General features: G+C 72.2%; 19 protein-coding genes and 1 riboswitch. Of the genes, 8 read left to right on the top strand and 11 right to left on the bottom strand.

Annotation, left to right across the window (positions count from 1 at the left end; translation table 11 throughout):
• Position 1: 1 nt before the first annotated feature.
• Genes V3T34_RS25710 through V3T34_RS25700 form a run of 3 tightly spaced genes read right to left on the bottom strand, consistent with a single transcriptional unit; the run spans position 2 to position 2474 of the window.
• Positions 2-982, bottom strand: coding sequence for an amino acid--[acyl-carrier-protein] ligase (locus V3T34_RS25710; RefSeq protein WP_305076859.1), 981 nt, complete (start codon positions 980-982; stop codon positions 2-4).
• Positions 982-2223: an acyl-CoA dehydrogenase family protein gene (locus V3T34_RS25705; RefSeq protein WP_305076858.1), complete on the bottom strand. Its 1242-nt coding sequence runs from the start codon at positions 2221-2223 to the stop codon at positions 982-984. The genes V3T34_RS25710 and V3T34_RS25705 overlap by 1 nt, the downstream gene beginning before the upstream one ends.
• On the bottom strand, positions 2220-2474 hold the full coding sequence (locus tag V3T34_RS25700; protein WP_060850790.1) for an acyl carrier protein: 255 nt from the start codon (positions 2472-2474) through the stop codon (positions 2220-2222). Before V3T34_RS25700 ends, V3T34_RS25705 begins: the two co-directional genes overlap by 4 nt.
• 392 nt (positions 2475-2866) lie before the next feature.
• Here V3T34_RS25700 and repA point away from each other — a divergent pair, with 392 nt between their 5' ends.
• The 5 genes from repA to V3T34_RS25675 all read left to right on the top strand — a co-directional run bounded on the left by repA (position 2867) and on the right by V3T34_RS25675 (position 8325).
• Positions 2867-4096, top strand: a complete 1230-nt coding sequence (gene repA / locus V3T34_RS25695; protein WP_060850789.1) for a plasmid partitioning protein RepA — start codon at positions 2867-2869, stop codon at positions 4094-4096.
• On the top strand, positions 4093-5172 hold the full coding sequence (repB, locus tag V3T34_RS25690) for a plasmid partitioning protein RepB (protein WP_305076857.1): 1080 nt from the start codon (positions 4093-4095) through the stop codon (positions 5170-5172). The genes repA and repB overlap by 4 nt, the downstream gene beginning before the upstream one ends.
• A gap of 80 nt (positions 5173-5252) precedes the next feature.
• Positions 5253-5459 carry a hypothetical protein gene (locus V3T34_RS25685; RefSeq protein ID WP_305076856.1) on the top strand — a complete coding sequence of 69 codons (207 nt, stop codon included), beginning with the start codon at positions 5253-5255 and terminating at the stop codon, positions 5457-5459.
• Between the two features lie 75 nt (positions 5460-5534).
• The gene (locus tag V3T34_RS25680) at positions 5535-5759 is read left to right on the top strand and encodes a hypothetical protein (protein WP_305076855.1); all 225 of its coding nucleotides are present in this window, start codon (positions 5535-5537) and stop codon (positions 5757-5759) included.
• Between the two features lie 139 nt (positions 5760-5898).
• A riboswitch (cobalamin riboswitch) is annotated at positions 5899-6091 on the top strand.
• A 203-nt stretch (positions 6092-6294) separates the two neighbouring features.
• Positions 6295-8325, top strand: coding sequence for a TonB-dependent receptor (locus tag V3T34_RS25675; protein WP_060850947.1), 2031 nt, complete (start codon positions 6295-6297; stop codon positions 8323-8325).
• 384 nt (positions 8326-8709) lie between these two features.
• On the opposite strand, the gene V3T34_RS25670 is transcribed toward V3T34_RS25675, so the two are convergent.
• From V3T34_RS25670 to V3T34_RS25645, 6 genes are all read right to left on the bottom strand, one after another.
• Positions 8710-11043, bottom strand: a complete 2334-nt coding sequence (locus V3T34_RS25670) for an FdhF/YdeP family oxidoreductase (protein ID WP_305076854.1) — start codon at positions 11041-11043, stop codon at positions 8710-8712.
• Between the two features lie 85 nt (positions 11044-11128).
• Entirely contained in the window at positions 11129-11596 is a 468-nt protein-coding gene (locus tag V3T34_RS25665) for a YaiI/YqxD family protein (RefSeq protein WP_091885930.1), read from the bottom strand.
• Positions 11597-11632: 36 nt separating this feature from the next.
• The gene (locus tag V3T34_RS25660) at positions 11633-11824 is read right to left on the bottom strand and encodes a hypothetical protein (RefSeq protein WP_060850784.1); all 192 of its coding nucleotides are present in this window, start codon (positions 11822-11824) and stop codon (positions 11633-11635) included.
• Between the two features lie 84 nt (positions 11825-11908).
• Complete coding sequence (locus V3T34_RS25655; protein ID WP_305076853.1) at positions 11909-13081, bottom strand: glycosyltransferase family 4 protein; 1173 nt, start codon at positions 13079-13081, stop codon at positions 11909-11911.
• Positions 13082-13113: 32 nt separating this feature from the next.
• Positions 13114-14187, bottom strand: a complete 1074-nt coding sequence (locus V3T34_RS25650) for a glycoside hydrolase family 5 protein (RefSeq protein WP_305076851.1) — start codon at positions 14185-14187, stop codon at positions 13114-13116.
• Between the two features lie 33 nt (positions 14188-14220).
• Positions 14221-15600, bottom strand: coding sequence for a lipopolysaccharide biosynthesis protein (locus tag V3T34_RS25645; RefSeq protein ID WP_305076850.1), 1380 nt, complete (start codon positions 15598-15600; stop codon positions 14221-14223).
• Between the two features lie 361 nt (positions 15601-15961).
• Here V3T34_RS25645 and V3T34_RS25640 point away from each other — a divergent pair, with 361 nt between their 5' ends.
• Genes V3T34_RS25640 through V3T34_RS25630 form a run of 3 tightly spaced genes read left to right on the top strand, consistent with a single transcriptional unit; the run spans position 15962 to position 19494 of the window.
• On the top strand, positions 15962-16771 hold the full coding sequence (locus V3T34_RS25640) for a WecB/TagA/CpsF family glycosyltransferase (protein ID WP_305076849.1): 810 nt from the start codon (positions 15962-15964) through the stop codon (positions 16769-16771).
• A 26-nt stretch (positions 16772-16797) separates the two neighbouring features.
• Positions 16798-18579 (top strand): alpha/beta fold hydrolase, encoded by a 1782-nt coding sequence (locus V3T34_RS25635; RefSeq protein WP_305076848.1) that lies wholly within the window; start codon positions 16798-16800, stop codon positions 18577-18579.
• Between the two features lie 6 nt (positions 18580-18585).
• The gene (locus tag V3T34_RS25630; RefSeq protein ID WP_305076847.1) at positions 18586-19494 is read left to right on the top strand and encodes a glycosyltransferase family 2 protein; all 909 of its coding nucleotides are present in this window, start codon (positions 18586-18588) and stop codon (positions 19492-19494) included.
• Positions 19495-19507: 13 nt separating this feature from the next.
• On the opposite strand, the gene V3T34_RS25625 is transcribed toward V3T34_RS25630, so the two are convergent.
• The gene (locus V3T34_RS25625) at positions 19508-20365 is read right to left on the bottom strand and encodes a PIG-L deacetylase family protein (protein ID WP_305076846.1); all 858 of its coding nucleotides are present in this window, start codon (positions 20363-20365) and stop codon (positions 19508-19510) included.
• Positions 20362-21612, bottom strand: coding sequence for a GT-D fold domain-containing protein (locus tag V3T34_RS25620; RefSeq protein ID WP_305076845.1), 1251 nt, complete (start codon positions 21610-21612; stop codon positions 20362-20364). Before V3T34_RS25620 ends, V3T34_RS25625 begins: the two co-directional genes overlap by 4 nt.
• Positions 21613-21634: the final 22 nt, after the last annotated feature.

Below are 21634 nucleotides of genomic sequence, written 5' to 3'. Positions count from 1 at the left end.
CTCAGCCGAAGAGCTGGGCGCGGACCTCCGCCGGCCAGGCGTCGAGGTCGAGGCCGTGGTGGCGCAGGAGCGCGAGGGTGATCCGCTCCAGCCCGAACCCGACGCAGGCCGTGTGGGCGGTGGTGCCGTCGGCCTGCTCGATGCCCCAGGTCGTGCCGAAATGGTCCTGGTGGTAGTTGAAGCTGAGGCAGGCGGTCGGCTTGTCCTCGCTGTTGACCGGCACGTTCAGCTCGAACTTCAGCGCCTGGGCGCGCTGGTTGTTGGCGAGCATCTTGCCGGCGCGGCCGAAGAACGGATCGTTGGCCGGATCGATGGCGAGCGGCAGGCCGAGGTCGCGCATCATCGTGGTGCCGCGCTCGAGCCACAGCTCGCGGAAGGCCAGCACCTGCTCGGGCGTGCCCATGCGGACGTATTCGCGCATGCGGAAGAGCTGCATCCGGGTCGGCTCCAGCGAGGGCTCGTGCCGGAAGCAGTAGGATTGCAGGTCGAACAAGAGCCCGCCCTCGGGCAGCCGGCCGCGGGCGGCGGCGACCGGGTAGAGCGGGTAGCAGGCGGCCGGCGTCAGGACGATGTCGGTCGCGGCCTGCTTGGCGGTCCAGTCCTCGCCGGCATCGAGGCAGGCGAGCAGGCGGGCGTGGTCCGCCTCGTTGCCGCAGAAGCTGTGCACCGTGCCGGCGAGGTGCGGGAAGCCCTTGAGGTAGCCGCTGCGCTCGAAGCTCGACCGGGCCATGCCGGGGGGAAAGCGCAGGGCCTCGGCGCCGTCGGCCGCGCCGATGCGCGAGACCAGCCGGTCGAGGGCCTCGACCACGCTCTCGAAGGCGCCGGAGCGGCCGTAGAGCCCGTCGACTCCGGTGCGGATCAGGAGCCCGCGGTCGAACAGGCGGTCGAGGAACGAGCGTGGCGCGGGAGGCGCCTCGTCGATCGCCTCGGGGTTGACCGCCTCTTGGACGGGCAGGAGATCGGAGGAGAGGCTCTGGTCCATCACGCGCTCAGGAGCTTGCCGCTGCCCTTCTGCACCAGCAGAAGGTTGGCGGTGTTGGAGAGGATGCGGTCGTTGTTGATCATCAGCGGCGCCGAGAGGACGTCGCGCAGCTGCCGGCCGAGGCTGAACGGGGTGCCGTTCTTGTAGCCGGCGAGGCCCACTACCGAGAGGGCGCGCTGGACGATGTCGACGGCCTGGGCCGACACCGTGGTCTTGACGTTGTTGAGCATGATCGAGAAGCCGATGGCGCTCAGGGCGTCGGGGTCGCCCTTGGCGGCCTCGTAGCGGGCGAGCCCGGCGACCACCGTGCTCCTCATCGCCTGGAGCTCGTTGGCGGCTTCCGCCAGCCGCAGCGCGCCCGGGGGCACCTGGCCCGGCTTCTTGCGCGCCTCGGCCTGCACGAAGGCGCGGGCGCGGTCGACCGCGTAAGACGCGATCCCGAACCACACGCTGCCCCACAGCAGGTGCGAGGCGGCGAGCATCGACTGCGCGGCGATCTCCGCGAAGGGCTTCTGCAGCACCTGGGCCACGGGCAGGCCCTCGGCCTTGAGCAGGAAGCCGTCGCTGCAGGTACCGCGCATGCCGAGCGTGTCCCAGGTGCTGGTGCGCTCCAGCGTGATCTGGTCGGCGAGCAGCGCCACCAGCACCTGATCGGAGGTCGCGGCCTCCTTGTGGCGGCGGGCGGTGGCGAGGATCAGGTCGGCCTGCGCGCCGTACGAGATGACGCTGGCCTCCTTGGTCAGCCGGAAGGTGTCGCCGTCTCCCGTCCCCTCGGACTCGACGGCGCAGAGGCTGTTGCGGAGATCGCCGCCGATGCCGGCCTCGGTGGTCGAGGAGGCGATTAGCATCTGCTCGCCGGCGATCCGCTGCATCAGGCCGCGATGCCAGGTGCTGTCGACGCCGTGGGTGACGAGGCTAGCGAGCTTGATGTGGTGCATGGCGAACACCATCGCAGCGGCCGAGCAGGCGCGGCCGAGAACGGCGCAGAGCTCGGCGATCTCGCTCATCGAGGCCCCCTCCCCTCCGAGCGAGGCGGGCACCTGGATGCCGAGCAGGCGCTCGGCCTTGAGCGCCGCCACGGCTTCGGCCGGAAAGCGGCCCTCGCGGTCGACCGCGTCGGCGTGGCGGGCGGCGATGTCCGCGGCGCGCTTGGCGCGCGCATCGAGGGCGCCCGCCGGTGCGTCCGTCGCGACGGGTGCCGCACCGGGCACCGTCGCCGCGACCTCGACATGCATGTTCATGCGGCCTCCTGCTGACGCAGGCCCGCGACGGTGTCCCGGATGATCCGGATGGTCGAGAACGAGCGCCGGCCGAGCGCCGAGTCCGGGAACTCGATGTCGAACCGCTCCTCGAGGGCCAGCATCAGTTGCACGGAGCCGAAGGAATCGAGGCCCTTCTCGAACAGGTCGTCGTCGTCCGCCAGGGTGTCGACCACGCCCTTGAGGGATTCCAGCGACTTCAGCACGTCACGAATGTCGGAGATTTCGACCATGGGGCTCCACCTTCTCTGCTTGGCGCAGGATCCCATCCCGCAGTTGAAATTGCAATCTTGCGCCTAAATCTTGGTAAATTTTTACATGTCTATTTTTGAGAATTACCTGCTCCATTGCGGAGCGGGTGATTGATCCGATCTGGCACGGGTATTCAACTCGGCACAGCTTAACGGCTGGCGAAGCGCCGACGGGGCGACAGGGTGGACATCGCGTCAAGCTTACGGAATTGCCTCTCGCCCCGCGGAGCGTCGGCGCAGCGGGGCCGCTGTCGCGCCAGGCTTGCGCGGGGCTTGCGCCGGTTTGGCGGCCCCGATTGCGAATCGGTCGAAAACCGGCGAATTGCAGTTCGAGCGCCGAACCGGCGAAATTTCTGCAAACAGGGCCCGCGCGGATGAATCAGCACACGCCGCCCCACTCCCCTGCCCCCGCTCAAGTCGCTTCCGCGCAAGTCGCGCCCGCGGCGACGATCGGCGCCCATGCGGCGACGCTCCGGGCGCAACTGCAGGCGATCTCCTCCGGGCTGTTTCCGCCCACCGCCGCCAAGGGCCTGCGCCGCTTCACCTCGGCGGAGGCCGCCCGGATCATCGGCGTGACGGTATCGCGCCTCCAGCAACTCGCCGCCGAGGGGCTCGGGCCGCAGCCCGAGGTGTCGGCGAACGGCCGCCGCTCCTACACGCTGTCCGACATCCACGGCCTGCGCGCCTACCTGGACGAGAACACCCGGGGCGGCCGGCGCTACCAGCCGCGGCGCAGCGGCGCCGAGCACCTCCAGGTCGTCGCGGTGGCGAACTTCAAGGGCGGCTCGGGCAAGACCACCACCACCGCCCACCTCGCCCAGTCCCTGGTCCTGCGCGGCTACCGGGTGCTCGCCATCGACCTCGATCCCCAGGCCAGCCTCTCCGCCCTGATGGGCGTGCAGCCCGAGCTTGATGTTGGCGCCGACGAGACCTTGTACGGCGCGATCCGCTACGACGACGCCAAGCCGCTGCGCGAGGTCGTGCGCCCGACCTACTTTACCGGCCTCGACCTCGTGCCCGCCAACCTCGAGCTGATGGAGTTCGAGCACGAGACGCCGCGGGCGCTGACCCGCCGCCGGGCCGGCGAGCCGCTGTTCTTCGACCGGGTGGCCCACGCCATCGACACGGTGGCGCAGGATTACGACATCGTCGTCATCGATTGCCCGCCCCAGCTCGGCTACCTCACCCTCTCGGCGCTCTGCGCCGCGACCTCGCTGCTCATCACCGTGCATCCGCAGATGCTCGACGTCGCCTCGATGAGCCAGTTCCTGGCGATGACCGAGGACCTGCTCGGCGTGGTGGCGGAATCCGGCGGGCGGCTGCACTACGACTGGCTGCGCTACCTCGTGACCCGCTACGAGCAGCAGGACGCGCCCCAGACCCGCATCGTCGGGATGCTGCGCACCCTGTTCGAGGACGCGGTGCTGACCGCGCCGATGCTCAAGTCCTCCGCCGTGTCGGATGCCGGCCTGTCGAAGCAGACCCTGTACGAGATCGGCCGCGAGGGCGTGACCCGCTCGACCTACGACCGGGCGCTCGAATCCCTCGAGGCGGTCAATGGCGAGATCGAGGGCCTGATCCGCCGTGCCTGGGGCCGCCCATGAGCCGCAAGTCGAACCTCGACGCGCTGTTCGGCGCCCGCCCGGCTCCGAAGCCGGCCGTCCCGCCGCCCGCGGCCGAGCCGGCCGCCGCCCCGCCGGCGCCCGAGCCGTTTGCAGCTGCAAACCCGACCCCGGCCGAGCCCGAGTTCGCAGCTGCAAACCCGGCCTCCCGCTCGCCGGAGCGCAGCCGCAGCGGCGCGGTGCGGGCGATGAGCAGCACGCTGCGCGGGCTCGCCGCCCGGGCCGACGCCGCCGCCGAGATCGAGGCCGGCACGGTTGTCGTCGAGATCGCCCCGGAGCGGATCGACGATTCCTTCATCGCCGACCGGGTGGCGGACGCGACCGATCCGGGTTTGGCGGCCCTGGTCGAGAGCATCCGCGAGAGCGGCCAGCAGGTGCCGATCCTGGTGCGCCCCCACCCCGCCGACCCGGACCGGTTCCAGGTCGCCTACGGCCGCCGCCGCATCCAGGCGGCGCGCCGCCTCGCCCGGCCGGTCCGCGCCGTGGTGCGCCCGCTCTCGGACGCCGAACTAGTGGTGGCCCAGGGCAAGGAGAACCTGGAGCGGCAGGACCTCAGCTACATCGAGCGGGCGTTCTTCGCGCTGCGGCTCGAGGAGCACGGCTTTTCCCGCGCCACGATCATCGCCGCGATGGGCGTCGGCAAGGGCGACCTCTCGACCCTGATCTCGGTCGCCCGCACGGTGCCGGCCGACGTCGTCCGGGCGATCGGCCCGGCGCCCGCCGCCGGGCGGCCGCGATGGATGCTGCTCGCCGAGCGGATCCGGGCGGCGAGCCCGAAGCGGATCGCCGGGCTCATCGCCGATCCGGCCCTCGCCGAGACGCCGACGAACGAGCGCTTCGCGGCCGTGCTGCACGCGCTCGCCCCTCCGGCGGCCCCGCGGCCGGCGCCGCAGGTCTGGAGCGACGAGGCCGGCCGCGGCATCGCCCGGATCGAGCGCCGCTCGGATCGGGTCGCGGTGTCCTTCGACGAGACCGCGGAGCCGGGCCTCGCCGACTACGTCCTCGACCGGCTGCCGGAGATACTGGCCGCCTACCGGGCCGGCCGCGCCAAGCCCTGACAGGAACCGCCGGCGCACGGGAACCATCGCACGGGCGCGACGATGCCTCACCGGTCCCGCCCGACATTCCGAGATCCGCCATGCGCCGCGCCGTCCTGCTCCTCGCCCTGCTGGCCCCCGTCCTGGCTCCCGCCGCCGTCCTCGCCGAGGACGCCCCGCGGACCGGCGAGCGGGACGTCTGCGAGGCCAAGGCCGACCGGAGCGGCATCACCGGCGACGGACGGGCGACCTTCCTGCGCGAATGCGAGGCCGGCGAGCGCCTGGTGCGCGGGTCCGCGCCGCGCTGACGGTGAACGGCGGCAGGCGCGGCGCGTTGGACGACGAGTGTCCGCCGCCGCGGAGCAGACGATGAGGAGCAGCCGATGACCGATTGGAGGCCCATCGATCGCGCGCCCCAGGACGGCCGCTGGATCATCGCCATCCACCGGGACGAGCCGGACCGGCGCGCCGTGATCCGCTGGGATCCCGGGCGCGTCGGCGATGCGCGCCCCTGGCACGTCGCCACCACCGAGCACGGCTACGCCCCGGAGGCGTTCACCCACTGGACGCCGTTTCCGGATCCGCCGGAGCCGGGGCGTGCCGCGTGATGCCGGATCGTGTCCCGGGGCGTGGCCTCGACGCGAACTGGCCCGGCGCGCATCGGTGCCCGGGTGCAACGACCTGCCGGCGACGAGACATGCGCGTTCGCAATCGCACCGCGGGGCATTGACCCGGATCCCCCGAACCGCCACCCTCACGGCGACGGTTCCCCTCGGGGATCAAAAGGGAACGCGGTGGGGGTTTACCCGATGCCGCGGCTGCCCCCGCAACTGTAAGCGGCGAGCCTTCCACCACCATAGTCACTGGGTGACTCACCCGGGAAGACGGTGGCGGGCACCGACCCGCGAGCCAGGAGACCTGCCGTCAGTCGTGGTCACGCGCGAAGCGCGTCGGGCGGGGTGTCCTGACGGGTGTCGGAACGGGTCTTCGCGATCCGGGCGGCCTCGTTCGCGGTGACGTGCCACTGCCGTTGCCCGAGTCCCGACCGTGCCTGCCTCCCGCCTTTCGTTCGTTCCCCCGCTCGTCGCCTGCATCGCCGCCGTGGCATCCTCGCCTGCCGGTGCCCAGGGGCCTGCGGGCGAGATCCGCCTCGACGAGATCGAGGTCTCCGCCCCGCCGCCCGCGTCGTCGGGCCCCGCCGCCAGTGCCGGTTACGTCGGCGGCGTCACCGGCATCGGCGGAGCGCTCGCGACCGTCGATGCCGCCAGCGCCGGGATCATCTCGGGCGCGCAGCTCAACAGCCGCCCCGTCACCCGTCCCGGCGAGGTACTGGAATCGGTGCCGGGCCTGATCGTCACCCAGCATTCCGGCGAGGGCAAAGCCAACCAGTTCTTCCTGCGCGGCTTCAACCTCGACCACGGCACCGACATCGCCCTCCACGTCGACGGCATGCCGGTGAACATGCGCACCCATGCCCACGGCCAGGGTTATGCCGACCTCAACTTCCTGATCCCCGAGCTCGTCGGCGCCGTCGAATTCCACAAGGGCCCGTACTTCGTCCGCGACGGCGACTTCGCCTCGGCGGGATCGGTGCGGATCGACTACCTCGACAAGCTCGACCGCAACGTCGCGCTGACCACGCTGGGCAGCTTCGGCTACAAGCGCGGGCTCTCGGCCGCCTCCGTGCCGCTCGGCGCGGGCAACCTCCTGGTGGCGGGCGAGGCGCAGACCTACGACGGGCCGTGGGTGGTGCCCGATGCCCTGCGCAAGCTCAACGGCGTCGCCCGCTACAGCCAGGGCACCGCGACCGACGGGTTTTCCGTCACCGGCATGGCCTACTGGGCGAAGTGGAACGCCACCAACCAGATCCCCGAGCGGGCGGTGGCGGAGGGGATCATCGGCCGCTACGGCACGCTGGACCCGACCGATGGCGGCGAGACCGGGCGCTTCTCGCTCTCGGGACGCTGGAGCCAATCGGACGCGGGCGGCATCACCCGGGCCTCGGCCTACGTGATCCGCTACCAGATGAACCTCTGGAACAACTTCACCTACTTCCTCAACGATCCCGTCAACGGCGACCAGTTCCGCCAGCGCGACGCCCGGGTGCTCGGCGGCGGCGAGATCAGCCGCGTCTTCCAGGGCGACCTGCTCGGGCTGCCGATGGAGAACGAGATCGGCCTCCAGACCCGCACCGACGACATCCGGGTCGGTCTGTTCAACACCACGGCGCGGCAGTACCGCTCGACGGTGCTCGACGACCGGGTGCTGGAGGCGAGCGCGGCGTTCTACTACGAGAACCGGGTGCGCTGGACCGACTGGCTGCGCACCAGCGTCGGCTTCCGGGCCGACGGCTACTCGGCCGATGTCCGCTCCGACACCCCGGCGAACTCGGGCCGGGCCCGCGACGGCATCGTCACCCCGAAGCTCGGCGCGGTGCTCGGGCCGTGGCTCGATACCGAGATCTACGTGAACTACGGCGGCGGCTTCCACTCGAACGACGTCCGCGGTGTCACCGCGACGGTCGATCCGGCAAGCCCGCTGTTCAACATCAGCCGCTCGCCGTTCCTGGTGCCCTCGACGGGCTACGAGGTCGGGATCCGCAACCGTTCCATCGCCGGGCTGGAGACGAGCCTCGCCCTGTTCCGGCTCGACTTCGCCTCCGAGAACCTGTTCCAGGGCGACACCGGCACCACCGAGCCGAGCCGGCCGACCCGCCGCTTCGGCATCGAGTGGAGCAACCACTACGCGGTCACGCCGTGGCTGCGGCTGGAGGGCGACCTGACGATCACCAACGCGCGCTTCTCCGACCGCGACCCCGTCGGCCAGCGCGTGCCGGAGGCGCCGACCACCATCGCGTCGGCGGGGGTCACCTTCGGCGAGGGCCGGGGCTGGTTCGGATCCTTGCGCTTCCGCTACTTCGGCTCCCGGCCGCTGATCGAGGACAACTCGGTGCGCTCGAAGCCGACCGCGCTGCTCAATGGCCGGCTCGGCTACGCCTTCGACAACGGCGTGAGCCTCGCCCTCGACGTGCTCAACCTGACGAACGCGAAGGCCGACCAGATCACCTACTTCTACGAGTCCCGCCTGCCCGGAGAGGCCGCCGCCGTGGCCGACCGGCACTTCCACCCGGTCGAGCCGACCGCGTTGCGCCTGACCCTGGCGGGGCGGTTCTGACGGGCGCAGTCCCGTCGTGTCCCCGGGGCCATCGGCCGGGCGGGATCTCTCGCGGTGGTGGCCATCGGCCGCGAGCGGTCCGGGGGCGGGCGCCGGCGAGCGGCGGCGTCACCGCCGGCACGTTCGTCATCTCGTGGAGCGGCGTGACCCCAAACGAGAAGCACCGCCGCGATGGCGTCGCGGCGGTGCTTGCCCTTCAAGAGGGCCTTCCTCCCCAGACTGCGGACCGCTCTCGAGGGCGGCTTGTGTCGTGTCTGTGATCACAGTGGTAGCCGCCGCGCCGCCCCCACACAAGCACAATTGTGCGCCATCCGTGTGCAACCGGCACTTTGATGCGTGGTGCCGGAGGCCCAACCGGGGTGGGGGAGGGGGGGCGGCACCCCCTCAGATCGGATGGGCCGAATGCCCGGTCGGCTCGCGCCGGTCGGCTTTCGGTCCGCCGGCCTCCGGCTTGATCCGCACCGGCACCGATTTCGCGGCCGGCGTTCCCGACTGGATGTCGTGGTGCGAGAGCGCCATCAGCGGGTTCATCTCGGGGTAATAGGCCCCCAGGCACCCGTCCGGCAGGGAGAACGGCGTCACGGTGAGGCCGGTCACCTCCCGGGTGATGCCGTCGCCGGCATCGCTGACGAGCGACACGACCTGGCCTTCCGTGAGCCCCGCCCGGCGGATCTCGGCCGGGTTCATCAGCAGCACGTCGCGGGTGCCCTCGATCCCGCGCAGGCGGTCGCTGTAGCCGTAGATCGTGGTGTTGAACTGGTCGTTCGACCGCATGGTGATCAGCCGGTAGCGCCCGTCCGCATCCTCGAACCCGGCGGCCGACATCACCTCGGGCGCCGTGAACGTGGCCTTGCCGCTCTCGGTCTTCCAGATCCGCTCGCGGGCGGAGTTGCCGCGGTAGAACCCGCCGGGGATCCAGAGCCGGTCGTTGAAGTCGTGGAACTCCTCGACGTAGGTCTTGGCGATCTCGTCGCGGATCAGGCCGTAATCGCCGACCCAGGCGTCCCAGGTCACCTTGGGGTTCGGCGCGAGCGTCGCCTTGGCGAGGCCGGCCACGATCGCGACCTCGGATTTCAGGAAGTCGCTCGCCGGCGTGCGGCGGCCCTTCGAGCCGTAGATGCAGCTGAACGTATCCTCGACGCTGACCGCCTGCGGCCCGCCCGCCTGCTTGTCCTCCTCGGTCCGGCCGAGGCAGGGCAGCAGGTAGGCGATCTCGCCGTTGACGAGGTGCGAGCGGTTGAGCTTCGTCGCGACCTGCACGGTGAGCCGCATGCCGGTCCAGGCCTTCTCCATCCGGTCCTGGTCGGGGATCGCCCGCACGAAGTTGCCCCCGAGCCCGATGAAGGCCTTGATCGTGCCCTTCAGGATGCCCTCGCAGGCCTCGACCGTGTTGACGCCCTTCTCCCGCGGCGGCTCGAACCCGAACTGCGCGGCGATCCGGTCGAGGGGCACCAGCTCGGGCTTCTCCGAGATGCCGACGGTGCGCTGCCCCTGCACGTTGGAGTGGCCCCGCACCGGCGACACGCCGGTGCCGTCGCGCCCGATATTGCCCTTGAGCAGCAGGAGGTTGACGACCATCGCGACGTTCTCGAAGCCGTGGACGTGCTGCGTCAGCCCCATGCCGTAGAAGGCGCAGACCCGCTCGGCCTCGACATAGACCTGGCCCGCCGCCTCGATGTCGGCGCGGACCAGTCCCGATTCGCGCTCGATCTCCTCCCAGGAGGTCGCCCGGACCTTGGCTTCGAATGCGTCGAGCCCGGTCGTGTGCTGGGCGATGAAGTCGACGTCGAGGACGCGGGTGCCGCGCGCCTTGGCGGCGTCGTCGGCGGCAAAGACGTGCTTGCACAGGCCGAGGATCGCCGCGATGTCGCCGCCGGGCCGGACCTGGTGGTACTGCGCGCTGATCGGCGTCGCCTTGCGGGTCAGCATCTCGACCGGGCTCTGGGGATTGGTGAAGCTCTCGAGGCCCCGCTCGCGCACGGGGTTGAAGGTGATGATCTTCACGCCCCGCTTCGAGGCCTCCTGCAGCGGGTGCAGGAACCGCGGCGAGTTGGTGCCGGTGTTCTGGCCGAAGAAGAACATCGCGTCGCAGGTCGACAGATCGTCGAACACCACCGTGCCGACGCTCTCGCCGATTACCTTCTTCAAGGCCACCGAGGTCGTCTCGTGGCACATGTTGGAGGAATCGGGCAGGTTGTTGTGGCCGTAGAGCCGCGCGAACAGGGCGTAGAGATACGAAGTCTCGAGGCTCGCCCGTCCCGACGAGTAGAACACCGTCGACTTGGGATCGAGCCGCTGCAATTCGGCGCCGATCTCCCGGAACGCCTCGTCCCAGCCGCACGCCACGTAGCGGTCGCTGGCGCGGTCGTAGCGTAAGGGATGGGTCAGGCGTCCGGTCTGCTCCAGCTCGTAGTCGCTCCAGCCGCGCAGTTCGGTCAGCGTGTGCTTGCCGAAGAACTCGGGCTTGCAGCGCCGCGTGGTCAGCTCCCACAGCGTCGCCTTGGCGCCGTTCTCGCAGAACTCGAACGGGTGGTAGTTCGCGGGCTTGGCCCACGAGCACGACGTGCACATGAAGCCGCCGGGCTTGTTCTGGTGGAACAGGGTCTCGGTGGCGAGCGGCGTCGCCCATTCCTTGCCGAACACCTCGGCGATGCCGCGCACCGAGCCCCAGCCGCCGGCCGGGCTGTCGTAGTGGACCGTCTTTTCCTCGACCGACATGCTGGCTCTCCCGTGCGGCAGGCGCGGAAACCGCGGCCGACGACAGGGAACCCGCAGGGGGTAGGGAAGTTCGCCCGCGTCCGTCTCAGCCGCCCTGGGCGTTGCGCCGCAGCCGCACCAGGGCCCGGTCGAGGGCGCCGAGGAAGGCCGAACGGTCCCTGGCCGAGAACGGCTTGGGCCCGCCGGTGACCGCGCCGGCCTCGCGCAGGGACTGCATCAGGTCGCGGGTGGCGAGCGCCATGCCGACGGAGGAATCGGTGAAGGCCTTGCCGGTGGGCCCGAGCACGCTGGCCCCGGCCTTCACGCAGCGGCTCGCCAGCGGCACGTCGGCGGTGACCACGACGGCGTGCGGCCCGGCCCGCTCGGCGATCCAGTCGTCGGCGGCGTCGAACTTGTCGGAGACGATCACCCGCTCGATCCACGGCTCGCGCGGGACGGTGATGAAGCTGTTGGCCACCACCACGACATGCGCGCCGTGCCGCCCGGCGACGCGGTAGACCTCGTCCTTGACCGGGCAGGCATCGGCGTCGACGTAGACGGTGATCGGGGACATGGTGGTCGAGGACATGGTGCGTGGGGACTTGGAGCGTCAGCGGCCGGGATTGAGGAACAGGCTGTCGAATTCCGGCGGCGCGTAGTGCCGCCCGGTGATGTCGGTGATGACGACCCAATCGTGGCCCTCGGCCTCGAGTTCCTGCGCCTTCTGCAGGGCGTCCTCGGGCGAGGTGCGCTGGTGCGAGAGCGGGCCGTCGGCGGTGTGGGCGGTCACGACGAGCTGCATCTTCGTCCTTGTGCTGGCGGGGCCGGCGCGCAGGACGCGCGCCCCGGGGCAGGGGAGGGGGCCGCCCAGGGTCGGGGAAGAGGGTTAACGAGATGTTGACGGGCGGAGGCCCGTCCCTGCGCCCGTTCCCGCCAGGGCGGCCTCGTAGAGCGCGACGTAGCGGGCGGCGACACGCGGCCAGCGGTACTCCGACAGATCCTCGGCACCGGGCAGGCTTGCGGCGCCGGGATCGAGCCGGCCCTCGGCCAGGTGCGCGTAGGCGTCCCGGATCGCCCCGGCTGCGCTCGCGGGGTCGGCGAAATCGCACAGCGAAATCAAGGGGTGGCGCTCTTTGAGCCAAGCGAAGGCGTCGTTGGGATGGGCAACGGGAACGAGGCCGGCGCTCAGCGCCTCGATCAGGGCGAGGCCGAAGCCCTCGTACTCTGAGGCCGAGACGAACAGGCTCGACTGCCCGATGAGCTCGCGGACCGCCGGGACGTCGAGCCCGACATGGAGCGTCACCGCGTCGGTCAGGCCGAGCCGGTCGATCTCGGCGGTGAGCGCCGCGACCGTCACGTCGGACGGGACCCCGACGATCCGCAGCCGCCAGCCGGGGCCGAGCGCCCGCATGGCGGAAAGCAGCCGGTCGAGGCGCTTGTTGTGCGAGAACCGGCCGATCGTCAGGAGGGCGCGGCGCGGCGCGGCCGAGGCGGCCCCCGCGAACTTGTCGAGGTTGACCCCGTTCGGGATCACCGTCACGCCGGCGGGCGTGATCGGCGCGAACATCCGGGCATCGCTCTCGCTGCAGGCGACGATCCCCTCGTAGGCCCGCACGCTCACCCGGGTCGGGCCGGAAAACCACAGCGCCTTGAGCCGCGAATGGGCGTTGGTGTGGAAGAAGCCGCCGTGGGTCGTCGCCACCATCGGCCGGCGGTGGAAGGGCCGCGCCCAGGCCAGCGCATCGAAGAAGAAGTCGACGGCGTGGACGTGGACGAGGTCGGCATCGCCGAGGTGGCGAAACACCGAGGGCGCCAGCGGGTAGCGGTGCGAGCCGGAGAACGGGATCCGCTCGATGTCGATCCCCTCCAGGCGCTCGCGCGCCGGCAGCCGCACCTCGGGCTTCGAGAACAGCCGGTCGAGGGTGACGACCCGCACCCGATGGCCGAGGCGCGCCTGCTCGCGGGCGAGATTGGCGACCACGTCCTCGAGCCCGCCCCGGTTCGGCAGGAACTGGCGGACGACGTGGAGGATCGAGAGGGGCCGCGCCGGGCTCGTCATGACGGGGTCCTCCCCAGGGCTCGTCGCGCCGCTCACCGCTCGCAGGTCGGCTTGGCCTGGGCGGCGGCCTGGATCGCGGCCACCACGGGAGCGTTGGCGCCGGCGGGGTCGAGCTTCAGGGGGTAGTCGGGCGCCCACAGGTCGCCGGCAGCCCAGGCGGTCCAGCCGACCCATTGCTGCGGGTTGGCGTTGACGTGGTCGAGCACCGCCCGCAGGCGCTCCGGGCAGTTGCGGCGCGCCGAGGCGCCGATCTCGCCCAGGAAGGCGCGGCGCCCGGTCTTCGCCAGCCAGCCGGTGAGGCGCTCCACCGCCTCGAGGGCGTCGGCGCCCCGGCTGCACTCGGCATGAGTGCCGGAGAAGTCGGCGTCGAGATACTGGTGGACCTCGTAGGCGGTGTTGCGGGCCGGATCGACCACGCCGAGCATGATCGCGGCGTTGTTGCCGGTGGGCAAATCGGCGGTCCAGCTATGGGCGCCGCTCCAGCCCGAACCCGAGACCAGGACCAGCTGCCTCGCCCCCGTCTCGCGGATCGCCGCGATGGCGGCGTTGGCGGCCACGAGCCAGCGCGCGGCCGGGATGTCGTGCGGCTCGTTCATCAGCCCGAACGCCACCGACGCGTCGCCGCGGAAATGCTGCGCCAGGCGCCGCCAGAGGTCGGCGAAGGCCTCGGCCGTCACCATCTCCGAATCGACCCGCGCCTTGCCGTGATAGGCGTAGTTGTGCAGGTCGATCACCGTGCGCAGGCCGGCCTGCGTCGCGGCCGCGACCGCGGCTTCGAGCCGGGCGAGCTCGTCCGGGTCGAGGGGCTGGCGCAGCGCCGGCTGCAGCCGCTCCCAGCGGATCGGCAGCCGCATCGCCGTCAGCCCGAGGGCGGCGAAGCGGCCGATCGTCTCGGCGGAGGGGTAGAGGTAGTCGAAGCCGTAGCGCCCCGGCACGGTGCCGAACTCGGCCCCGCTGATGTTGACCCCGCGCAGGCAAAGGGGCGGCGCCGGCTGGGCCGCGCGCGCCGGCTCGGCCGGGAGCGCGGCCGCCAGAAGCGCGCCCGCCAGGAGGGGACCGGCCAGCGACAGGGCGGCGGAGGGAAAGCGGGCGAGCGGGCGGGCCATGTCGGGTCGGTCGCTTGTCACGTCTGTTGCCCGTCACTCTGCCGCCTGGGCGACCGTCCCGGGCGGGACGGCCGGCACCGGGCTCCAGGCCCGGCGCGTGAAGAAGGCGGTCGCCCGGCTGTCCACGTCCCAGTGCGCCCGCACCCAGCGCGCCAGGACGAGGTTGATTACCACCGTCCAGACCACGTTCGCCACCGCGACGCCGAGGATGCCGAACGGCACCGCCACGAGGCAGAGTAGCACCGCGTAGACCGAGAACAACGCCGCGTTGGCGACCAGGATGTAGCGCTCGCCGCCGCCGATCGTCAGGAGCGTTGCCCCCGGCCCGAAGAACGCGATGACGACCGAGGACAGGCTCAGCACCATCAGCACGTCGGTATGGGCGGCGAAATCGGGCTTGAACAGGGCGAGCGCGAACGGCGCGCCGACCGCCATCACCAGCGCGCCGGCCGCGGAGATCGCGAAGCTCGCGAGCGACAGCCGGCCGACCAGGCGCTGCGCGCCGACCCGGTCGCCGGCCTGGAAATGGGCGGCGATCATCGGCATGCTGACCGTGTCGATCGCCGCGCTCGGCAGGTTCACCAGCGTCGCGTAGCGCAGGGCCACGAAGTAGAACGCCGCCTGCTCCATGCCCAGCAGCGCGCCGACGATCACGGTCTCGAGGAAGGCCGTCACCGCCACCATGGCGTTGTTGGCCGTGAACAGCAGGCTCTCGCCGCGCCAGGCCGCGCCCTTGGCGGGGTGGCGCAGGCCCCCGCGCCAGAGGCCCCCACGCCAGGAATCCCAGCCGTGATGGGCCGCGAGGTGCCAGAACTGGTAGAGCGTCGTTGCGGCGAGCAGCCCGAGCAGGATCTGCATCGCCGCGGTGGCACCGTCGAGGAGGCCGAGGAACGCCGCGGCTGCGAACGCGACCGAGCAGGCGCCGCGCCAGATCACCTCCCGCGGCAGCAGCGCGAGCCAGATCCGGCCGTGGACGCGGAAGTAGCTCTGCAGGTACTCGGCGAGCGCGAACACCGCCGCGAAGGCGCAGGCGAGGTGGAGCCGGTGATAGGGATCGGGCAGCGATTCCTCGGCGACGAACACCGCCGCGCTCACCGCCACCATCGCGACGGTCGCGGCGGTCAGCCAGCCGAGATTGTAGCGCACCAGGGCGTCGTTGTGCGGCCCGACGCCGCCCTGAGCCCGGTAATGCTTGAGCACCAGGTTCTGCTGGCCGAGCGCCGCGATCAGCCCGAGCCCGCTGCCGAGGGTGAACAGGAAGACGTAGACGCCGTACTCGTAGGTGGTGAGCAGCCGGCTCGCGACGAGCAGCATCACGAAGCCCAGGACCGCGCTGGCGATCCGGGCGACGAAGGCCGAGGCGAATTGCTGCGAGCGCCCCGACCGGCGCAGTCGCGCGACGAGTGTCAGCATCGTGTCCGTCGCCTCTCGATCGGGCGGGTGGGCGGCAGCCGGTGCCGGCCCTCCTCCCGCCCGGCGTAGCAGCCATCTCCTATCGGGCCTTTAACGCGATCTCGTGCGCCCAAGACAATCGCCGCGAAATCATCGCGATCGTCGACCCATGACGACAAGCTTAGCCATTCGTCAAGGTTGCGAAACCTGCGAGTCGAAATCTCTCCAAGATGTCGTTAACCCTGTGCTGAATTAAGGCTGCATCTCCGTCCGGGGGCGGCGCATTGACTTTGCGCGGGGTGGCGCCGGTCGGTACTTCTTCACCGATCACGGCGATGATCTTGCCTCGACACGGATCCTCCCACCCCCTCGGAAGCGTCCCATGCCTGATCGCGCCCTCGACACCGCGCCCCGAGCTGCGAGCGCCGACCGGCTCGACCTCGAAGGCGTCAGCGTCGCCGATCTCACCCGCGACGAGCTCCTCGCTCACCTGCACGAGGTCCTGGAGCGGAAAACCCAGCTCTGCCTCGGCTTCTGCAACGCCAACATGCTGCTGGCGGCCCTGCGCGAGCCGGCCTACGCGGCGGCGTTGCGCGGCTTCCTCCTCGTCAGCGACGGCCTCGGCATCGACCTGTGCTCGGCGCTGTTCCGCGGCCGGTTCTTCCGCGAGAACCTCAACGGCACCGACCTCGTCCCGGCCTTCCTGGCCGCCGAGACGACGCCGCGCACGCTCTACCTCCTGGGGGCCAGGCCCGGCATCGCCGGGGCCGCGGCCCGCAACCTCGCGCTCGCCTATCCCCAGCACCGGGTCGTCGGCGTGCGCCACGGCTATTTCCGGCCCGAGGAGGCCGGCGCGGTCGTGGCCGAGATCAACGCCGCCGCGCCCGACATCCTGCTGGTCGCCCTCGGCAACCCGGGCCAGGAGCTGTTCATCGCCGAGCACGGGGCGCGGATCGACGCGCGCCTGCTGATGGGGGTCGGCGCGCTCGTCGACTACACCGCCGGCACGGCGACCCGGGCGCCCGAGGCCGTCCGGGCGCTGCGGCTCGAATGGGTCTTCCGCCTCCTGCGCGAGCCGCGCCGGCTGGGGCGCCGCTACACCCTCGACGTCGCGGTCTTCCTCGTCACGATCCTGAAGCTCCGGCTCGCGCGCTGGCTGCGCGACCACCCCGTGCGGGTCGCCCGCCCGTGAGCCCGTCCCCGACCCCGAGACACGCCGTGAGCCCGACTGATCCCATTCCGGTCGCCATTCCGGTTGCCTTGGGCGACGCCTTCGCCTGGTACGCGCCCGGCCCGCTGCGGCGCGGGGTGCTGCTCTGCGGCACCTTCGGCTTCGAGCAGGGCTGCGCCTACCGCTCCTGGCGCGAGCTCGCCGCGACGATCGCCGGGGCCGGCTGCCCGACCCTGCGCTTCGACTATCCCGGCCAGGGCGATTCGCGCGACCCCGACGGCCCCGAGATCCCGGCGGCCCTCGACGCGATCCGCGCCGGCATCGCCTTCCTGCGCGAGCGGGCGGGGGTGGAGGAGGTCGCGGTCGTGGGCCTGCGCCTCGGCGCCACCCTGGCGGCCCTGTCGCAGGAGGATTCCGCGGGGGCCGGGATCGACCGGCTGGTGATGCTGAGCCCGTTCGCCACCGGCAAGGCCTACCGGCGCGAGATGGCGATGCAGTCGCGCCTCCTCGACGTGATGCCCGACCGCACGCCGATGCCCCAGGAGCCCGACGCGCTGATGGTCGGCAGCTTCGTGCTCGGGGCCCGGACCCTCGCCGACCTCGCCGGCCTCGACCTGATGGCGCCGGCGCGCCCGCCCGCGCCCCGGATCCTGCTGCTCGGCCCGAAGGTCGAGGCCCTGGCCGGGCGCTACCGGGCGCTGGGCAGCGCCGTCGAGACCGGGCCGTTCCCCGACCTGACCCAGCTCGTCTCCGATCCGCTCTTCTCCCGCACCCCCGAGCAGACCTTCGCGCTCGTGCGCGACTTCGTGGTGGACGGCGCGACGGGGGAGAGGGACGGGGCGCGGGACCGATCCCTCGAGCCCTGCCGGCTGACGGACGCGGCGTGGTCCGAGGAGGTCTCGCGCTTCGGCCCCGGCCTCGTCGGCATCCTGTGCCGGCCGGCCGGCGCGTGGAGCGGCGATACCGTGCTGGTGGTCAATTCCGGCCGCAACCCGCGGGCCGGGCACGGCCGGCAGACCACCCGGATGGCGCGGCGGCTGGCGGCGGCGGGCATCGCCTCGTTCCGCTTCGATCTGCGCGGCATCGGCGACAGTCCCGACCGGCCGGACGGCTCGCTGCCGCTCTACGCGGCGGATTCGGTCGGCGAGGTCACGGCGGCGATCGACCATCTCGCGGGGCTTGGTCACACCCCGGGCGTGATCCTGGGCAATTGCAGCGGCGCCTACCAGGCGTTCCAGGCCCTGGCGCAGGATGCGCGCCTGCGCGCCGCCCTCCTCGTCAACCTGTACTGCTTCGACCTGAAGCCCGGCACCGACGTCGAGACCATGGTGCGGGACACCTTCCGCCACAGCCAGGGCTACCTCGCCCGCGCCCGGCAGGGCCGGTTCTGGCGCCGCATCCTCAGCGGCGAGATCGGGCTGTCGCGCATCGCCGCCGCGCTCCTGCGCGACGCCGCCGCCCGCCTCGACCGCTGGAGCGCCCGGATGCCGTGGCGCACGCTGCAGCGCGCCAGCGTCGCCGGGCGGGTGGCGCGCATCCGCCGGCGCGGCGCGCGGATCTGCATGGTCTACAGCGCCGACGACCTCGGCATCCCGACCGTACAGGCGCATTTCGGCGCCTCGGACGACCGGATCGGCCGCCGCCTCGGCTATCCGGTCACGATCCTGCCGGGCACCGACCACAACCTCAGCCGCCAGGCCGACCAGGACCGGGTCTTCGCGCTGCTCGAGCGGGTGGTGCGAGAGGCGCGGCCGGCCGCCGAGCCGGCCCCGGCTCGGCCGAGCCGAAGCCCGGGCGGCCTGTCGCTGCGCCTCTCGCGCAGCGGCTGAACGCCCATGACCGGAGACACCGCGATCCCGAGCCCCGCCATGCCCGCCTCCTCGCCGCTCTTCTCGCTCCTCGTCTGCACCAAGGGCCGCTCGGTCCAGCTCGAGCGCCTGTTCGACTCGCTGACCCGCCAGACCCGCCGCGACTTCGAGGTGGTGCTCGTCGACCAGAACGAGCCCGGCACCCTCGAACCGCTGGTGGCGCGCTACCGCGACGACCTCGCCATCGACCATGTCCGCTCGGCCCCGGGCCTGTCGCGCGCCCGCAACGTCGGGCTCGCCCGCTGCCGCGGCGAGCTGATCGCCTTCCCGGACGACGATTGCTGGTACCCGGACACCCTGGTCGCCGAGGTGGCGGGGCTGTTCGCGGCGCATCCGCAGGCCGACGCGGTGACCGGGCGCACCCTCGACGCGGCCGGCCGCGAATCCCTCGGGGCCTTCCTGCCTGCCGACCGCGCGGTCGACCGGCGCAACGTCTGGTCGGCGGGCAATTCCAACGGCCTGTTCGTGCGCCGCGAGGCCGCCCGCGCCGTCGGCGGCTTCGACGAGACCCTCGGCGTCGGGGCGGCGACCCCGTTCCGCTCCGGCGAGGAGACCGACTTCCTGCTGCGCCTCCTCGGGCAGGGGAGGGGAGTGGTCTTCCGCCACCGCCTGATCGTCCACCACGACCAGGTGGCGAGCGCCGGCCGCCACGCCCGCGCCGCCGACTACGCCCGCGGGTTCGGCCGGGTGCTGCGGCTCCACCGCTACGGCCTGCCCTACCTCGCCTTCCGCCTCGCCCGCTTCACCGCGAGCGGCGGCCGCGCGCTGCTGCGACGGGATGCCGGGACGGCGTACGACAAGGCGCTGTGGGCGATCGGGACGGTGGCGGGCTACTGCGCCGGCCGGCCGAGGGCCGGGATGGCGCCCGGCGAATAGGCGGCGATCCGCGTCAGCCCTGTGTCGCGGCCGCGAAGGCCCGGCTCAGGCCGCGCCACACCTCCACCCCGTACATGACCTCGCTGCCCGGGGGCGGGCGCGAGAAGTCGTAGATCGGCGCCGCCCGGAAGCGCTCGGGACCGAACCCGAACAGGCCCAGATTGCCGGTCTGGCTGCGGTGGCAGGCGAAGGCCGCCTCCTTGCGGCGCGCCGCTTCCGGCGTCAGCGGCACGACGACCTCGGGCGCGCACGGGTCGTCGAGGAAGCGCCCGGTGCGCAACCGGCCGCCGACCCAGTGGTAGCTGGTGAATTCGAGCCGTGCCGGGACGTGGCCCCCGAGCCGCGCGAGCCGCGTGCAGGCTTCCTGCACCGCGAAGGCGGCCGCGTCGTGATCGAAATGGCCGCCCTCGTAGGGGTGGGTCAGGACGGCGTCGACGCAGATCAGGTCTTCGACGAGCCGTTCCACCACCCCGGCGAGGTGGTCGGCGAGCCGCCCGTCCGGGACCTCGTAGAAGACCTGGCGGGAAAGCCGGCCCTCGACCAGCACCGCGAGGGCGTCGACGATCTCGCCCCGCCGCGCCGCCGCGTAGGCCTGCCGGTTCGGGAAGCCCGCCCCCGCGGCGGCGGCGGAATCGAGGGGGGCGCCGTCGGTGAGCTGGAGCAGCGTCAGGTTGCGCAGGTGGGCCATGACGCCGCCCAGCCCGATCGTCTCGTCATCCGGATGCGCGGTGACGACCGCCACCGCCAGGTCGAGGGGCCGGCGCATCGCCAGCCCGTGCAGCACCGTCTCGGGGGAGGTCGTGGCGGAGAGAGAATCGGCCGAGAGAGACTTGCGAAGCGTCGCCATGGCGTGTCCGTCCGGATGGGTCATCGCGCGTCTCCGCCGGGCCGGGGCGCGCCGAGGCGGTAGCGCGAGAGGTCGGCGAGGCCCGGGCGGGTCGCCTTGCCGGACCAGGCATCGGCGATCGAGCCGATGTCGACGGCGACGCCGCCCCGCGCGGCGATCTCGTGGCAGTAGAGCTTGCCGAGATAGCCGGCCGCCACGAGCCAGAGCGTGCCGGACCAGTCCCGGCCGCGCAGGCGCGCGGTCACTCGGCCGAAGGCATCCGGGTAGTGGGTTCCCGCCAGGCCCGTCGTCCCGATGACGGCGGTAAAGCCCTTCTCCTCGGGCACGAGCACGGCGGCGGCGACCCGGATGCCGGGAAGGCGCGCGAGCGCGGCGGCGAGCGGCGGGTGGCACGAGATCAGGCCGACCGGGTGGCCGGCCGCCATCAGGCGGCGCAGCGCCCCCGCATGGTGCAGGTCGAGGTGGATGTCGTGGGTGCAGACCGACGGTCCGCCCTCGCCGACCAGCGGCGCGACGTGGCGCAGCACGTTGGTGCAGCTCGGCACCCCGTCGGGGCTGGCGAGGCCGTATTCGTGCCGGACCCGCTCCGGGTAGGTCACGCCCACCACCGAGGCGGCCGGGATCGTCGCCAGGAACCGCTCGCGCAGGGCCAGGAAGTCGGGTCGGTCGACCAGGGCGTCGGTGCCGAACCAGGTCCGCAGGATGCGCTTGCGGTTGCGACGGTAGAGCTGGCGGAAGCGTCCGTCCGCCTCGTCGGGATCGCTGATCCACGCGCCCTCGCCGTCGCCGAGCCGGATCAGCGAGAAGGGCCTTCTCTCGGCCAGGGCGGCGGCGATCCGCGCCTCCACCGCCACGGTGTCGAGGTGGTACGGGCTCGCCCGGACCGCCATGGCGAGGCGCATCGCCTCCGCCTCGGGATGGAGCCGCAGGTAGGCGAGGAACTGCTCCAGTCGCGCGACCCGGCGGACCTGCGCCGGATCGCGCGGCGCGAAATCGGCGAGGCAGGATTCTGCCGCGTCGAGCCGGCCCGCGCCGGCGAGCTGGCGCACCGCCTGGACCAGGGTGAGGAGGTCGCCCGGATCCGCCGCCCGCGCCCGGGCGAAATCGCCCGCGGCCCCCGCGGCGTCGCCCGCACGCCAGCGCAGCACAGCGCGCTCGCGCCAGCCGTAGGGCAGGTGGGGAAAGAGCCGGCACAGCTCGGCCAGGACCGCGCCCGCGCCCAGGATGTCGCCGGAATTCCGCAGGGCTTCCGCCAGCCGGACCGCCGCCACGGGATCCTCGCCCGCCCGTGCC

Source organism: Methylobacterium ajmalii (assembly GCF_036448855.1).
GTDB classification, from domain to species: domain Bacteria; phylum Pseudomonadota; class Alphaproteobacteria; order Rhizobiales; family Beijerinckiaceae; genus Methylobacterium; species Methylobacterium ajmalii.
This window is presented reverse-complemented; position numbering and strand designations above follow the sequence as displayed.

Coding starts and splice junctions, on each gene's coding strand:
- V3T34_RS25650 (WP_305076851.1), bottom strand. CDS start 14,187: ATGGCCCGCCCGCTCGCCCGCTTTCCCTCCGCCGCCCTGTCGCTGGCC.
- V3T34_RS25700 (WP_060850790.1), bottom strand. CDS start 2,474: ATGGTCGAAATCTCCGACATTCGTGACGTGCTGAAGTCGCTGGAATCC.
- repA (WP_060850789.1), top strand. CDS start 2,867: ATGAATCAGCACACGCCGCCCCACTCCCCTGCCCCCGCTCAAGTCGCT.
- V3T34_RS25645 (WP_305076850.1), bottom strand. CDS start 15,600: ATGCTGACACTCGTCGCGCGACTGCGCCGGTCGGGGCGCTCGCAGCAA.
- V3T34_RS25630 (WP_305076847.1), top strand. CDS start 18,586: ATGACCGGAGACACCGCGATCCCGAGCCCCGCCATGCCCGCCTCCTCG.
- V3T34_RS25660 (WP_060850784.1), bottom strand. CDS start 11,824: ATGCAGCTCGTCGTGACCGCCCACACCGCCGACGGCCCGCTCTCGCAC.
- V3T34_RS25625 (WP_305076846.1), bottom strand. CDS start 20,365: ATGACCCATCCGGACGGACACGCCATGGCGACGCTTCGCAAGTCTCTC.
- V3T34_RS25680 (WP_305076855.1), top strand. CDS start 5,535: ATGACCGATTGGAGGCCCATCGATCGCGCGCCCCAGGACGGCCGCTGG.
- repB (WP_305076857.1), top strand. CDS start 4,093: ATGAGCCGCAAGTCGAACCTCGACGCGCTGTTCGGCGCCCGCCCGGCT.
- V3T34_RS25665 (WP_091885930.1), bottom strand. CDS start 11,596: ATGTCCCCGATCACCGTCTACGTCGACGCCGATGCCTGCCCGGTCAAG.
- V3T34_RS25705 (WP_305076858.1), bottom strand. CDS start 2,223: ATGAACATGCATGTCGAGGTCGCGGCGACGGTGCCCGGTGCGGCACCC.
- V3T34_RS25640 (WP_305076849.1), top strand. CDS start 15,962: ATGCCTGATCGCGCCCTCGACACCGCGCCCCGAGCTGCGAGCGCCGAC.
- V3T34_RS25670 (WP_305076854.1), bottom strand. CDS start 11,043: ATGTCGGTCGAGGAAAAGACGGTCCACTACGACAGCCCGGCCGGCGGC.
- V3T34_RS25685 (WP_305076856.1), top strand. CDS start 5,253: ATGCGCCGCGCCGTCCTGCTCCTCGCCCTGCTGGCCCCCGTCCTGGCT.
- V3T34_RS25710 (WP_305076859.1), bottom strand. CDS start 982: ATGGACCAGAGCCTCTCCTCCGATCTCCTGCCCGTCCAAGAGGCGGTC.
- V3T34_RS25655 (WP_305076853.1), bottom strand. CDS start 13,081: ATGACGAGCCCGGCGCGGCCCCTCTCGATCCTCCACGTCGTCCGCCAG.